The sequence below is a fragment of the Kitasatospora sp. GAS204B genome (assembly GCF_029892155.1).
In the GTDB taxonomy this organism is placed as follows: domain Bacteria; phylum Actinomycetota; class Actinomycetes; order Streptomycetales; family Streptomycetaceae; genus Kitasatospora.
The window spans coordinates 1-13573 of the sequence record NZ_JARZAG010000057.1 but is presented as its reverse complement, the minus strand read 5'-3'; the positions used below and the strand labels follow the sequence as shown (position 1 = coordinate 13573).

Below are 13573 nucleotides of genomic sequence, written 5' to 3'. Positions count from 1 at the left end.
CGACGACGATCTTCGCGGAGGTGGTGGCGCGGGTGGCGGCCGCGGGGCTAGAGCTTGCGAAGTCCACTGAGGACCCTTTCGAGCAGCGTGACGTCCGGCGTTCCGCCCGACTCACCGGCGGCGGCGGGCTGGTGGATGGCGACCAGGCCGGCCTCGGCGAGGTCGGCCACGAGGATCCGGGCCACCCCGAGCGGCACCTGGGCCAGGGCCGAGATCTCGGCCACCGACTTGACCTCCTGGCACAGCTGGACGATCCGCTGGTGCTCGGGCAGCAGGCCGCTGGTGCGGGCCGCGTTGCCGGTGGTCGAGATCAGGGCCTCGATGGCCAGCTGGTAGCGGGGCCGGGTACGACCACCGGTCATCGCGTACGGGCGAACCAGCGGCTGCTGCTCGTAGCCGCCGTTGTTCTGGTCGCCGTAGCCGGAGCCGTACCCGTTGCCGTACGAGCCGGCCGGTGTCGGGGGCGGGGTCATGCGGATCCTCCTTGCGCTGCGGCTGATATTGCGTCAGCTGTGGGGTAAGGCGCCGGGTCCGGTGGCTACCGGGCCCGGCGGAGGGTGACGTGAGTCCCGCTCAGTGCAGGAGGCTGCCCTGGAGTTCGGCGCGCAGGGCGGGGGTGAGGACGGCGCCGGCGCGGTCGACGAGCAGGGCCATCTCGTAGCCGACCAGGCCGATGTCGGAGTCGGGGGAGGCGAGGACGGCGAGGGAGGAGCCGTCGCTGACGGCCATCAGGAAGAGGAAGCCTCGTTCCATCTCGACGACGGTCTGGTTGACGTCGCCGCCCTCGAAGATCCGGCTGGCGCCGGAGGTCAGCGAGGTGAGGCCGGAGGCGACGGCGGCGAGCTGGTCGGCGCGGTCGCGGGGAAAGCCCTCGGACATGGCGAGCAGGAGCCCGTCGGCGGAGACCACCACCGTGTGCGACACCCCAGGGGTGTTGTCCACGAAATTGGTGATCAGCCAGTTCAGGTTCTGTGCGGCCTGACTCATCTGACTCAACTCAACGCTCCTGGTTCTCGGTGCCGAAGCCGTAGCCGCCGCGGCCGCCCGCGCCGAACGGGTCCGGCGCGGCAGAACGGTAGTCGCCCTGTGTCGGGTCGGCACCGGCGGGGCGCCCGGAACCGTCGAACTGCTGGCCCTGGCCCGGCATTCCCTGACCGCCGCCCTGCGAGCCCGGCAGGTTCTGGACCGGGATGCCCTGGGTCGCCTCGGCGCCGGCACGCCGGCCCTGCTGGATGCCACGGCGCAGGTTGGTCAGCCGGCCGCGGACCTCCTCCGGTGCCCGGGAGACCTGCGGACCGGTCAGCGGCGCCGCCTCGGCGGTGCCGGAGACCAGGTTCGCCTGCGGGGTGCGGCGGGGCAGCCCGGAGAGGGTGACCCCGTCCGAGGAGGGCTCGCGCACCTGCTCGGCGCGGCGCCAGCGCTCGTCGTTGGCGGACGGGCGCCACGGTGCGTCGCCCTGACCCGGGCCCTGGCCGGGACCGCCGAACGGCGTCCGACCCTGGCCCTGTCCCTGTTCCCGGCCCTGCTGCGCGGCCTGCTGCTCGTCGAACCCGGGCGCCGTGGTGCCGGGGCGCTGCGGCTGGTACGGCTGCTGCCGGCCCTGCTGCTGCTCGTTCACCTGGACCGAGGCCATCCGGTTGGCGCCGCCGTTGCGGAAGCCCTGCTCCTCGCCACGGCCGTCGCCGGCTGTCGCGCCGTGCTCGGGCGAGCGGCGCGGCGGCAGTGCCATCGGCTGCTGCTGGGCCGCGCCCTGATACGGCGCCGGCGGCTGGCTCAGCTGCTGCTGCGGCTGGTAACCGGCTTGGCGCGGCGCGGGGTTGGCCACGCTCGGCAGCACCGGCTCGACCAGGCCGAGGCCCAGCGGGTCGCGCGGGTCGATCTGGCTGGCCTCGAAGGCCGGCCGGGCGAACGGCGCGGCGCTCTCGACCGGGGCCGGTTCGGGCTTGCCCTGGCTGATCACCGGCTGCTGCGCGGTGGGCTGACCCTGCGGGTCGCCGACCGGCGCCTGCGGCCGGGCCATCGGCTGGCCGGGGCGCGCGGCCGGACGGCCCGCTGGCGCCTGGCGCGGCCGGCCCTGCTGGCCCGCCTGACCGGGCTGGCCGGCCGGACCAGGCCGACCCGGCATCGGCTGACCCTGACTCTGACCCTGACCCTGGCCCGGCATCGGCTGACCCTGGCCCGGCATCGGCTGGCCCTGGGCCGGCTGAGGCTGGCCGGGCCGCCGCTGCGGCAGGGCACCCGGACGCCCGTTCGGACCGACATCGCCGCGCACGCCGCTGCCCTGCGCCGGACCGTCGGCCCGACCGTGCTGCGGCTGCTCGCCGCGCCCGGGCGTACCACCGGGCGCACCGCCGGCCGCGGCGCCCTGCGGCGCCGGCCGGCCCGCCGGGTCCTGCGGGTTCTGGGCGCCGCGTCGCGGCAGCCCGGGGCCGCCCGCGGGCGCGCCCGGTCGCCGGGTGCCGCCCTGCTGCGGGGGCTGCTGACCGGCCGGCGCACTCTCGCGCAGCGACTGGCCGACCGCGCGGGTCGGCAGGCCGCCGCCCGCGGGAGCCGTCGGCGCACCGCCCTGGCCGGGACCCTGCGGGCCCTGGCCGAGCTGCGGCCGGCCGCCGGGAGCGCCGGCGGGGCCGCCACCCTGGCCGAGCGCCGGGGCCGGGCCACCGGGCAGCGTCCGCTGCTGGCGCGGCGTCGGAGCGACCCCGCGCTGGCCCCGACCCGGCTGGCCCTGGCCGGAGCCCTGGGCCTGACCCTGGCCCTGGCCGGCGCCGGGGCGCGCGGCGCGCCGGTCCGCGGAGTTGGTGACGTCGATCGGGAGCATGACCAGCGCCGTGGTGCCGCCGGAGTCGCTGGGACGCAGCTGGATCCGGATGCCGTGACGCAGCGAGAGGCGACCGACCACGAAGAGGCCCATCCGGCGGGAGACCGACACGTCCACCGTCGGCGGGTTCGCCAGCCGCTCGTTGATCTCGGCCAGGTCGTCGGGGGAGAGGCCGATGCCGGTGTCGTGGATCTCGATCAGCACCCGGCCGTCCGGCAGCGCGTGGCCGGTGACCCGGACCCTGGTCTGCGGGCTGGAGAACGAGGTCGCGTTCTCCAGCAGCTCGGCGAGCAGGTGGACGAGGTCGTTGACCACCCGGCCCGCCACCTCGGCGGACGGGACGGTGGCGAGTTCGATGCGCTCGTACTGCTCCACCTCGGAGGCGGCGGCGCGCAGCACGTCGACCAGCGGCACGGGCCTGGTCCACCGGCGGCCGGGGTCCTCACCGGCGAGCACCAGCAGGTTCTCGCCGTTGCGGCGCATGCGGGTCGCCAGGTGGTCCAGCTTGAAGAGGCTGGCCAGCTGGTCGGGATCGGCCTCGCGGCTCTCCAGCTCGGAGATCAGCGAGAGCTGACGCTGGATCAGACCCTGGCTGCGCCGCGAGAGGTTGGTGAACATCGAGTTGATGTTGCCGCGGAGCAGGGCCTGCTCGGCGGCCAGCCGGACCGCCTCGCTGTGCACCATGTCGAAGGCGTGCGCCACGTGACCGATCTCGTCGGTCGAGTTGACGCCGACCGGCTCCACCGTGACGTCCACATCGTGCGGGTCGGTCTCGGAGAGCGTCTTGACCAGTTCGGGCAGCCGCCGCTCGGCGACGTCCTCGGCCGCGTTCTGCAGCTTGGTCAGTCCGCGCACCATCGAGCGGGCCATCAGGGCGGCACCGAGCACGGCGACCAGCAGCACCAGCGCGACCACCACGCCGTTGAGGATCACGTCGTTGTCGGCCTGCGCCTGCAGCGACTGGGCCTCGCCCTTGAGCTCCTCGAGCAGCTGGCTCTCGATCGCGCGGTCGGTGTCGATCCGGACGCTGGCCTGCTCGTACCAGTCCTCGTAGGTGCGCGGGTCGGCCTGCTGGATGCCGTTGTTGCCCAGCACCTGGCCGGCGTAGCGGTCGGCCAGCTGGATGTTGGTGTTGTAGGTCTGGCGGGCGCGCAGCTTGAGGGCCGGGGTGATGCCGTAGATCGCGTTGAAGTTGGAGACCGCGTTGGAGTACGCGGTGCGCAGACGCAGGCCGAAGCTCTGGTCCGAGGGGGACATGTCGGCGGGCTGGCGGGCCAGCGCGGCGCTGATCAGGGCGCGCTGCTCGGAGCTGCTCTCCTTCTCCTCGGAGAACTGCTCCAGCGCGCGGGTGGCCTTGACCAGGTCGGGGTTGGAGGAGGCGAGCGCGATGTCCTGGCTGATCGACAGCAGATCCTTGATGATCGTGTCGTAACCGGTGATCGTCGCTTCGACGTTGTCGATGTTGCTGTAGGCGGTGTTGCGCGTGGTGGCGAGCAGCTCCATGTCGGTACGGACCTGCATCAGCAGCGAGTTGCCGCCGGACAGGTCCATGCCGTCGAAGCTGTCGGCACGCGCGTTGTACGCCTTGGTGGCCGCGTCGGTGGTGCTGCGCGCCGCGGTGACCTGGGAGTTCTGCTGGCTCGGGTTCTGGGTGAGCGGACCGGCGCTGACGTCGCGCTCGGTCTGCAGGGCGTCCGCCAGCGCGGTCGCCTTGACCGCCAGGTCGCTCAGGTTGCTCATCTGGGCCAGCTGCTGCGAGCTCTGTGCCGCGGTCTGGATGCGCAGGCCGCCGAAGACCAGCGCGACCACCACGGGGAGCAGCAGCAGGGCGATCAGGCGGGTCCGGATGCGCCAGTTGCGCATCCGGATCCGGCCGAAGCCGGTGGCGGATCGGCGGCGGGTCAGCGAGCCGCGCAGCCGGGCCCGCCCGCCCGCGTGCTCCTCGCCGCTGTCGTCGAGGTCCTCGACCTCGGGCTCGCCGCTGGTCAACCGGTCGCCCGGGATGGCGTCCGGCTCCGACTGCTGGGGGGCACCCAGGGGCTCGGGCGATTCCGGCTGGCCGGCCGCGGCGCCGCTACCCCTTTTGAAACGTCCCTGCACTGGCGTCGCAACCTCTGGACCGGGCGCCCCGCCGCGTTGCCACGGCCGGGGCGGTGTCGAGTTTCGATTTCGGCAGACCCGGCTGATCCGGGAATGCACGCGTGCCGCCGTGGGTAGCTCCTGTGCACTGCGCCGGGCCCGAGGGGCGGTCGGTGGATCGCGGTTCGCGGCGCTCGCAGTGTCAAGGAGGTTCACCTCCGGCGGTTCGTGGCATTCCAGCACAGCGCGGGAACTCCAACAAGGGGCGGGGTGGCGGCTGGGACGGGGCTACCGAGCGCGCGCGGGGTCTCACGGTGGGTGTGACGGAAGCCGCTAATACGGCTGTTTTCGGACAGTTGACCGCCGGCCGTTCGGATCGAGCCGCCCGGCAGGCTGTCCGCTATGCCGGTTAGTTCGGCTATGCCGGAATTTACTTCTTGGGTGAAATATCCAATTTGAGAGCGTTCGTCGGAAAATTGTGAGCAAACTCACAGGCCAATGTGTAGCTTTGGTCACGGCGTCTGTGGAATGAGGTCCCTACGCTGGCCCAGCTAGTCCCACCACCAGTCCTCCTTGAATAGAAGGTGCAGAACCGATGTCCCAGAGCCCGGTCAAGTCGGCCAGCAAGTCGACGCTCGTCGCCCGTTCGACGGCGAATCCGCGCCGGACCACCCTGGCGTCGCTGGAGGACTTCAGCCAGCTCCCCGGTGCCCGCGCCTCGCTCGAGCCGATCGAGTACAAGGCGGAGCTCCCGACCAGCACCGCCAACCCGCGCCGCACCGTGCTCATGACCGTCCCCGTGCAGCAGCAGGGCTGAGACCGACCGGTCTGAGCGCGGCCCCTTTCTTCTTCTTCTCGCGCCTCGCGGCTCCTGCCGCGGACCGCGCGAGAAGTCCCGAGGGCGCCGTCACCACTGGTGGCGGCGCCCTCGGCCGTAGTCCGGGCGATAGCCTGGAGCCGAATCGACGCCGCACCCCGAGAGGTTGCCCAACCGTGCGTATTGCCAGGTTCTCTGTCCGAGAAGGGGGAGCGGCCGCCGGTGGCGTCTCCTTCGGTGTGGTCGAGGGCGACACCGCCCAACCGGAGTCGCTGGTGGTGCACGCCATGGCCGGGCACCCCTTCGGCACCCCGCAACTGACCGGCGAGAGTCACCGGATCGACCAGGTCCGGCTGCTCACCCCGATGCTGCCCAGCAAGATCGTCGCGGTCGGCCGCAACTACGCGGCGCACGCCGCCGAGCTGGGCCACCAGGTGCCCGAGGTCCCGCTGACCTTCTTCAAGCCCTCCACCGCGGTGATCGGCCCCACCGAGTCGATCGCCTACCCGCCGTTCTCCAGCGACGTGCAGCACGAGGCGGAACTGGCCGTGGTGATCGGCCGGATGTGCCGCGAGGTCCCGGTGGACCGGGTGCCCGAGGTGGTCTTCGGCTACACCTGCGCCAACGACGTGACCGCGCGCGACGTCCAGCAGCGCGAGGGCCAGTGGGCCCGGGCCAAGGGCTTCGACACCTCCTGCCCGCTCGGGCCGTGGATCGAGACCGAGTTGGACCCGACGGACCTGGCGATCACCTGCACGGTCAACGGCGAGCTGCGCCAGGCCGGGCGGACCTCCCAGCTGATCCGCGGCGTCGCCGAGTTGATCGCGCACATCTCCGAGGCCATGACGCTGCTCCCGGGTGACGTCATCCTCACCGGCACCCCCGCGGGCGTCGGACCCCTGAACGTCGGCGACCAGGTCGCCGTCTCCATCGAAGGCATCGGCACTCTCACCAACAAGGTGATCAAGCGTGGCTAACTCCACCGCGCCGGGGGCGACCCCGGCCACCCCGGACAAGGATCCGTCCGTCCGGGTCCGCTTCTGTCCCTCCCCGACCGGCAACCCGCACGTCGGGCTGGTCCGCACCGCCCTGTTCAACTGGGCGTTCGCCCGCCACCACGGCGGCACCATGGTGTTCCGGATCGAGGACACCGACGCGGCCCGGGACTCCGAGGACTCCTACAACCAGCTGCTCGACGCCATGCGTTGGCTCGGCTTCGACTGGGACGAGGGCCCCGAGGTCGGCGGCCCGCACGCGCCCTACCGGCAGTCCCAGCGGATGGACGTCTACGCCGACGTGGCCCGCCGGCTGCACGAGGCCGGGCACGCCTACGAGTGCTTCTGCAGCACCGAGGAGTTGGACGCCCGCCGCGAGGCGGCCCGCGCGGCCGGCCTGCCCTCCGGCTACGACGGCCTGTGCCGCACGCTGACCGACGAGCAGAAGGCGATCTTCCGGGCCGAGGGTCGGCAGCCGATCCTGCGCTTCAGGATGCCCGACCACACCATCGTCTTCGAGGACCTGGTGCGCGGCACCCTCAGCTTCGAGCCCAAGGACGTGCCGGACTACGGCATCGTGCGGGCCAACGGCGCCCCGCTCTACACCCTGGTCAACCCGGTGGACGACGCCCTGATGGGCATCACCCACGTGTTGCGCGGCGAGGACCTGCTCTCCTCGACGCCCCGTCAGATCGCCCTGTACGCGGCGCTGGCGGAGATCGGCGTGGGCAGCGGCGCGACCCCGAGCTTCGGCCACCTGCCGTACGTCATGGGCGAGGGCAACAAGAAGCTCTCCAAGCGTGACCCGCAGGCCAGCCTCAACCTCTACCGGGAGCGCGGCTTCCTGCCCGAGGGCCTGCTCAACTACCTGGCACTGCTGGGCTGGTCGCTGGCCGAGGACCGGGACCGGTTCTCCATGGCGGAGATGGTCGAGGCCTTCGACATCGCCAAGGTGAACGCCAACCCGGCCCGCTTCGACCTGAAGAAGTGCGAGTCGATCAACGCCGACCACCTGCGGCTGCTCTCGCCCGAGGACTTCGCCCACCGCCTGGTGCCCTACCTGCAGCGGGCCGAGCTGCTGCCGGCCGAGCCGACCGCGGCCCAGCTGGAGCTGCTCGCCAAGGCCGCGCCGCTGACCCAGGAGCGGATGGTGGTGCTCTCCGAGGTGGTCGACATGCTCGGCTTCCTCTTCGTCGACCCGAGCGCGTTCACGGTCGACCCGGCCGACGCGGCCAAGGCGCTGACCGCCGACGCCCGCCCGGTCCTGGCGGCCAGCATCAAGGCCCTGGAGGAGCTCGGGGAGTTCAGCCCCGAGCCGATCCAGGCCGCGCTGCGCGAGGCCCTGGTGGAGGGTCTGGGCATCAAGCCCAAGTTCGCCTTCACCCCGCTGCGGGTGGCCGTCACCGGTCGCCGGATCTCCCCGCCGCTCTTCGAGTCGATGGAGCTGCTCGGCCGCCGTGAGACGCTGCGCCGCCTCACGGCCGCGCTGGACGCGCTGCCGAGCGCCTGACGGCGCGTCGGGCCTGGTCACGGCGAGCCGCTGTGACCAGGCCCGACTCCGGGCCTGCGGTTATCGATTTTGGAGCGGGGCCACGCGTCGGGTAATGTTCTTTCTGCGCCGCCCGGGAGGGCAACGGCGAGGGACCAGAAGCCTCACCGAGAACCACCCCACGGCCCACGGCGCGATCATCGAGCAAGACTCCTGGTCAAGGGGTTGCGTTCTGATGGGGTATGGTGTAATTGGCAGCACGAGTGATTCTGGTTCATTTAGTCTAGGTTCGAGTCCTGGTACCCCAGCGCAGTACGAGCACCACCGCGGTTCAGCAGTACCGCAAGCCCCCGTTGTGTAGCGGCCTAGCACGCTGCCCTCTCACGGCAGTAGCGCCGGTTCGAATCCGGTCGGGGGTACGCAATGCAGATAGAAGCGCATAGCAGGAGCCCCCGTTGTGTAGCGGCCTAGCACGCTGCCCTCTCACGGCAGTAGCGCCGGTTCGAATCCGGTCGGGGGTACCAGATCCTTCATCAGGCACCATCCGGATGCTCAACTCCCCGGAGGCGTCGAAGCAGGATCGCCAGTTTGCCCCCGTTGTGTAGCGGCCTAGCACGCTGCCCTCTCACGGCAGTAGCGCCGGTTCGAATCCGGTCGGGGGTACCAAGCAGTTCGGCCGGTGGCCCAAGCAGCCATCGGCTTGATTGCTGTTGGGGTATGGTGTAATTGGCAGCACGAGTGATTCTGGTTCATTTAGTCTAGGTTCGAGTCCTGGTACCCCAGCCAGTGGCAGTGTTCGATAGCAGGCGGGCCCCCGGTGATCCGGGGGCTTTTCGCTTTTCCAGGCACTGCTTTCCGGTGCTGCTTTCCGGGCGCTGCTTTCCGGGCGGGGCCTTCCGAGCACCGCCGATAGCGAATACGGGCCGCACACCAGATCTGGTGTGCGGCCCGTATTCGCTATCGGCGGGAGCGGGTTCAGCCCCGGCGGAGGGCATCGGTGAGCCGGTTGGCGGCCTCGATGATGGCCTGGGCGTGCAGCCGGCCCGGGTGGCGGGTCAGGCGCTCGATCGGCCCGGAGACCGAGACGGCGGCCACCACGCGGTTGGAGGGGCCGCGGACGGGCGCGGAGACGGACGCGACGCCCGGCTCCCGCTCGCCGATCGACTGGGCCCAGCCGCGGCGCCTGACGCCGCTCAGCGCGGTGGCGGTGAAGCGGGCGCCCTGCAGGCCGCGGTGCAGCCGCTCGGGCTCCTCCCAGGCGAGCAGGACCTGGGCGGCCGAGCCGGCCTTCATCGGCAGGGTGCTGCCGACCGGGACGGTGTCCCGCAGGCCGGAGAGCCGCTCGGCGGCGGCGACGCAGATCCGCATCTCGCCCTGGCGGCGGTAGAGCTGTGCGCTCTCGCCGGTGACGTCGCGCAGGTGGGTCAGGACCGGGCCCGCGGTGGCGAGCAGCCGGTCCTCGCCCGCCGCGGCGGAGAGTTCGGCGAGTCGGGGGCCGAGGATGAACCGGCCCTGCATGTCCCTGGTGACCAGGCGGTGGTGTTCGAGTGCGACGGCGAGTCGGTGGGCGGTGGGTCGCGCCAAACCGGTGGCGGCGACCAGCCCCGCCAACGTGGCGGGGCCCGACTCCAGTGCGCTGAGCACCAGAGCGGCCTTGTCGAGAACGCCGACGCCGCTAGTGTTGTCCATACGTCGATACTGCAGTCTCAGTGGGCGAGACGCAAGTTCAATCTCGCTGGAAACGGTCCACCCTGGATGGAGCAGCCCGGGTGGACACCGCTCGGGAACGGGCACCCCAACGACACGATCAGGCCGGCAGAGCGGCCGGCTGGAGGGAACGCGATGGGACGGACACTGGCAGAGAAGGTCTGGAACGACCACGTGGTGCGGCGCGCGGAGGGCGAGCCCGACCTGCTCTACATCGACCTGCATCTGCTGCACGAGGTGACCAGCCCGCAGGCCTTCGACGGCCTGCGGTTGGCCGGGCGCCCGGTCCGCCGGACCGATCTCACGATCGCCACCGAGGACCACAACACCCCGACGCTGGACATCGACAAGCCCATCGCCGACCCGGTCTCCAAGGTGCAGTTGGAGACGCTGCGCCGCAACGCGGCCGAGTTCGGGGTCCGGATCCACTCGCTGGGCGATGTCGAGCAGGGCGTCGTCCACGTGGTGGGCCCCCAGCTGGGACTGACCCAGCCGGGCATGACCGTGGTCTGCGGCGACTCCCACACCTCCACCCACGGCGCCTTCGGCGCGCTGGCGTTCGGCATCGGCACCAGCCAGGTCGAGCACGTGCTGGCCACCCAGACGCTGCCGCTGGCCCCGTTCAGGACCATGGCGATCACCGTCGAGGGCGAGCTGCCGGACGGCGTGACCGCCAAGGACCTGATCCTGGCGATCATCACCAGGATCGGCACCGGCGGCGGCCAGGGCTACGTCCTGGAGTACCGCGGCTCGGCGATCCGCGCGCTCTCCATGGAAGCCCGGATGACCGTCTGCAACATGTCCATCGAGGCGGGCGCCCGGGCCGGCATGATCGCCCCCGACGCCACCACCTTCGACTACCTGCAGGGCCGGCCGCACGCCCCCCAGGGCGAGGACTGGGACGCCGCCGTGGCGTACTGGCAGACCCTGGCCACCGACGAGGACGCGGTCTTCGACGCCGAGATCTTCATCGACGCCACCGAGCTGACCCCGTTCGTCACCTGGGGCACCAACCCGGGCCAGGGCGCGCCGCTCGGCGCCTCGGTGCCGGACCCGGCCTCGTTCGCCGACCCGCAGGAGCGCACCGCCGCCGAGAACGCGCTGGCGTACATGGGCCTGACGGCCGGCACCCCGCTGCGCGAGGTACCGGTCGACGCGGTCTTCGTCGGCTCCTGCACCAACGGCCGGATCGAGGACCTGCGGGCCGCCGCCGCGATCCTGGACGGCCGCCGGGTCGCCGAGGGCGTGCGGATGCTGGTGGTCCCCGGCTCGGTCCGGGTGGCGCTGCAGGCCGTCGAGGAGGGCCTGGACAAGGTCTTCACCGCCGCCGGCGCCGAATGGCGCCACGCCGGTTGCTCGATGTGCCTGGGCATGAACCCCGACCAGTTGGCCCCCGGCGAGCGCTGCGCCTCCACCTCGAACCGCAACTTCGAGGGCCGCCAGGGCAAGGGGGGCCGCACCCACCTGGTGTCGCCTCAGGTCGCCGCCGCCACCGCGGTGCTGGGCCACCTGGCCGCTCCGTCCGACCTGACTGTCAACCGTGCCGCCGGCACCGCCGCCCTGGAGGTCTGAGCGCGATGGAGAAGTTCACCACCCACACCGGTCGCGCCGTTCCGCTGCGCCGCAGCAACGTCGACACCGACCAGATCATCCCCGCCCATTGGCTCAAGAAGGTCACCCGCTCGGGTTTCGAGGACGGACTCTTCGAAGCCTGGCGCAAGGACGAGTCGTTCATCCTCAACCAGCCCGAGCGCCGCGGCGCCTCGGTCCTGGTGGCCGGTCCTGAGTTCGGTACCGGATCGTCGCGCGAGCACGCGGTCTGGGCGCTGCAGAACTACGGCTTCCAGGCCGTGATCTCCTCCCGGTTCGCCGATATCTTCCGCGGCAACTCGCTGAAGAACGGGCTGCTCACGGTGGTTCTGCCGCAGCAGACGGTGGAGCGGCTCTGGGCGTTGACCGAGGCCGATCCGAACGCCGAGATCACCGTCGACCTCGAGGCCCGCGAGGTGCGCGCCGAGGGCGTGACGGCCTCCTTCGAGCTGGACGAGAACGCGCGTTGGCGACTGCTCAACGGGCTGGACGACATCAGCATCACGCTGCGGAACGCTGATGACATCGCCGCCTTCGAGACGACCCGGCCGACCTTCAAGCCGCGCACCCAGCCGGTCTCCTGAGCGCCCGCATTACCCCCGCGCAACCGATGGCCCGCCCCCTTCCCGGGGGGCGGGCCATCGTTCGTCGCGCCCCCGTCGCGGGGGGGAGTTCCGTCCTGACAGTGTGTGAGACGGGGCAAGATACCGCCCCGGATTTGCCGGAAGACGGGGCCGACGCGTCGCAACTCCGAACGGATGGCACAATCAAGGCATGCACCGGCACCACGAACCTCCGTACGCGGGCGGCGATCCCGCGTCGTCGGAGTTCGTGGCCCGGGAAGCCGAGAGTCGAATTGACGATCGGCCGGACGACGAGACCTCGGTCGCTGAGGTACCGGACGACCCGGAAGTCGCGGCGCTCTACGCGCTTGTGGCAGAGCGGTTGAAGCAGGCTCACGCGCGCGTCCACGCGCTGCACGTGTCCGCGGAAGCAAAGACCGCTCTCACCCGGCAACTGTTGATCGTCACCGAGACCGCCAAGCGCGATCTCCCGGCGGCGGCACGGCGGTTGGCACGCTTTGTGCAGGACCTCGACGAGGGGCGCCCGCCCGTCGGCTGAGGTCGCAGACGCGCAAATCCATTGCGACACTAGGGTGATTCGCGCGTTTGGTAATTGAAAGTCCGCAAATAGATGCCTAACGTGCGAATTGAACGGATGGAATCATCCGGCGCCCGTTTCTGAAGGGGAAGACGTGAACAAGGCTCAGCTTGTCGAAGCGGTGGCCGAGCAGCTGGGTGGTCGCAAGGCTGCCGCAGAGGCCGTCGACGCAGTGCTCGACACCATGGTGCGTGCCGTTGTGGCCGGTGACCGGGTTTCGGTCACCGGGTTCGGCACCTTCGAGAAGGTGGAGCGCTCCGCGCGCTTCGCCCGTAACCCGCAGACCGGCGAGCGGGTCAAGGTCAAGAAGACCTCGGTGCCGCGCTTCCGTCCCGGCCAGGGCTTCAAGGACCTGGTCAGCGGCAGCAAGAAGCTGCCGAAGGACGGCCCCTCGGTCAAGAAGGCCCCCAAGGGCTCGCTGACCCCGGGCAAGAGCGGCACCACCGCCGCCGTGAAGCGCGCCGCCACCAAGCGGTCCGCCGCTGCCGCCGAGGCTGCTCCGGTCAAGAAGACCGCGGCGAAGAAGGCCACCACGGCTGCCAAGAAGGCGACCACCGCCAAGACGACCGCGGCGAAGAAGACCACCACGGCTGCCAAGAAGGCGACCACCGCCAAGACGACCGCGGCGAAGAAGACCACCACCGCCAAGAAGGCGACCGCTACCGCGAAGACGGCCGCGGCGAAGAAGACCGCTCCGGCGAAGAAGACCGCCACCCGCAAGACCACGGCCCGCAAGACCGCCGCGAAGTAGTCGCGTCGGAGCGGCCCGGGCCTCAGCCGGCCCCGGCCGTGGGCTTTCTGGCGGTCCGTCAGGACCGAAGCACAGCCGCGGGGGGGGGGGGGCCGCGGGGGGGGGGGGGGGGGCGCGCGCGGGGGGGGGGGGGGGTCGGGGTGTTGGCGTCGTGTAGTAGGGGGCG

Annotated in this window: 11 protein-coding genes and 5 tRNA genes; 12 read left to right on the top strand and 4 right to left on the bottom strand. The window is 71.5% G+C overall.

Annotated features, from left to right (window positions below):
* Positions 1–47: 47 nt before the first annotated feature.
* From P3T41_RS36490 to P3T41_RS36480, 3 genes are all read right to left on the bottom strand, one after another.
* Entirely contained in the window at positions 48–473 is a 426-nt protein-coding gene (locus tag P3T41_RS36490; RefSeq protein ID WP_280694962.1) for a DUF742 domain-containing protein, read from the bottom strand.
* 100 nt (positions 474–573) lie between these two features.
* Complete coding sequence (locus P3T41_RS36485; RefSeq protein ID WP_035797811.1) at positions 574–987, bottom strand: roadblock/LC7 domain-containing protein; 414 nt, start codon at positions 985–987, stop codon at positions 574–576.
* Between the two features lie 10 nt (positions 988–997).
* A complete protein-coding gene (locus P3T41_RS36480) occupies positions 998–4807 on the bottom strand; it encodes a nitrate- and nitrite sensing domain-containing protein (protein WP_280694961.1) in 3810 nt (1269 codons plus the stop codon).
* Positions 4808–5492: 685 nt separating this feature from the next.
* Here P3T41_RS36480 and P3T41_RS36475 point away from each other — a divergent pair.
* The 8 genes from P3T41_RS36475 (at position 5493) to P3T41_RS36440 (ending at position 8984) form a co-directional block, all read left to right on the top strand.
* Positions 5493–5714, top strand: coding sequence for a hypothetical protein (locus tag P3T41_RS36475; RefSeq protein ID WP_280694960.1), 222 nt, complete (start codon positions 5493–5495; stop codon positions 5712–5714).
* Positions 5715–5890: 176 nt separating this feature from the next.
* Positions 5891–6691, top strand: a complete 801-nt coding sequence (locus P3T41_RS36470; protein ID WP_280694959.1) for a fumarylacetoacetate hydrolase family protein — start codon at positions 5891–5893, stop codon at positions 6689–6691.
* Positions 6684–8219: a glutamate--tRNA ligase gene (gene gltX / locus P3T41_RS36465; protein ID WP_280694958.1), complete on the top strand. Its 1536-nt coding sequence runs from the start codon at positions 6684–6686 to the stop codon at positions 8217–8219. Before P3T41_RS36470 ends, gltX begins: the two co-directional genes overlap by 8 nt.
* 215 nt (positions 8220–8434) lie before the next feature.
* Positions 8435–8506 (top strand) — tRNA-Gln (locus P3T41_RS36460).
* Positions 8507–8544: 38 nt separating this feature from the next.
* Positions 8545–8617 (top strand) — tRNA-Glu (locus tag P3T41_RS36455).
* A gap of 29 nt (positions 8618–8646) precedes the next feature.
* A tRNA-Glu gene (locus P3T41_RS36450) sits at positions 8647–8722 on the top strand.
* Positions 8723–8788: 66 nt separating this feature from the next.
* A tRNA-Glu gene (locus P3T41_RS36445) sits at positions 8789–8864 on the top strand.
* Between the two features lie 45 nt (positions 8865–8909).
* Positions 8910–8984: transfer RNA gene (locus tag P3T41_RS36440), tRNA-Gln, on the top strand.
* 189 nt (positions 8985–9173) lie between these two features.
* On the opposite strand, the gene P3T41_RS36435 is transcribed toward P3T41_RS36440, so the two are convergent.
* Positions 9174–9887 carry an IclR family transcriptional regulator gene (locus P3T41_RS36435; RefSeq protein ID WP_035845980.1) on the bottom strand — a complete coding sequence of 238 codons (714 nt, stop codon included), beginning with the start codon at positions 9885–9887 and terminating at the stop codon, positions 9174–9176.
* 153 nt (positions 9888–10040) lie between these two features.
* On the opposite strand from P3T41_RS36435, the gene leuC reads away from it, so the two are divergent.
* From leuC to P3T41_RS36415, 4 genes are all read left to right on the top strand, one after another.
* Positions 10041–11477, top strand: coding sequence for a 3-isopropylmalate dehydratase large subunit (gene leuC, locus P3T41_RS36430; RefSeq protein WP_280694957.1), 1437 nt, complete (start codon positions 10041–10043; stop codon positions 11475–11477).
* Positions 11478–11482: 5 nt separating this feature from the next.
* Positions 11483–12079: a 3-isopropylmalate dehydratase small subunit gene (leuD, locus tag P3T41_RS36425; RefSeq protein WP_280694956.1), complete on the top strand. Its 597-nt coding sequence runs from the start codon at positions 11483–11485 to the stop codon at positions 12077–12079.
* Between the two features lie 349 nt (positions 12080–12428).
* Positions 12429–12617 (top strand): hypothetical protein, encoded by a 189-nt coding sequence (locus P3T41_RS36420; RefSeq protein WP_280694963.1) that lies wholly within the window; start codon positions 12429–12431, stop codon positions 12615–12617.
* 133 nt (positions 12618–12750) lie between these two features.
* Positions 12751–13407: an HU family DNA-binding protein gene (locus tag P3T41_RS36415; protein WP_280694955.1), complete on the top strand. Its 657-nt coding sequence runs from the start codon at positions 12751–12753 to the stop codon at positions 13405–13407.
* Positions 13408–13573: the final 166 nt, after the last annotated feature.

Coding starts and splice junctions, on each gene's coding strand:
- leuC (WP_280694957.1), top strand. CDS start 10,041: ATGGGACGGACACTGGCAGAGAAGGTCTGGAACGACCACGTGGTGCGG.
- P3T41_RS36435 (WP_035845980.1), bottom strand. CDS start 9,887: ATGGACAACACTAGCGGCGTCGGCGTTCTCGACAAGGCCGCTCTGGTG.
- P3T41_RS36485 (WP_035797811.1), bottom strand. CDS start 987: ATGAGTCAGGCCGCACAGAACCTGAACTGGCTGATCACCAATTTCGTG.
- P3T41_RS36490 (WP_280694962.1), bottom strand. CDS start 473: ATGACCCCGCCCCCGACACCGGCCGGCTCGTACGGCAACGGGTACGGC.
- P3T41_RS36475 (WP_280694960.1), top strand. CDS start 5,493: ATGTCCCAGAGCCCGGTCAAGTCGGCCAGCAAGTCGACGCTCGTCGCC.
- leuD (WP_280694956.1), top strand. CDS start 11,483: ATGGAGAAGTTCACCACCCACACCGGTCGCGCCGTTCCGCTGCGCCGC.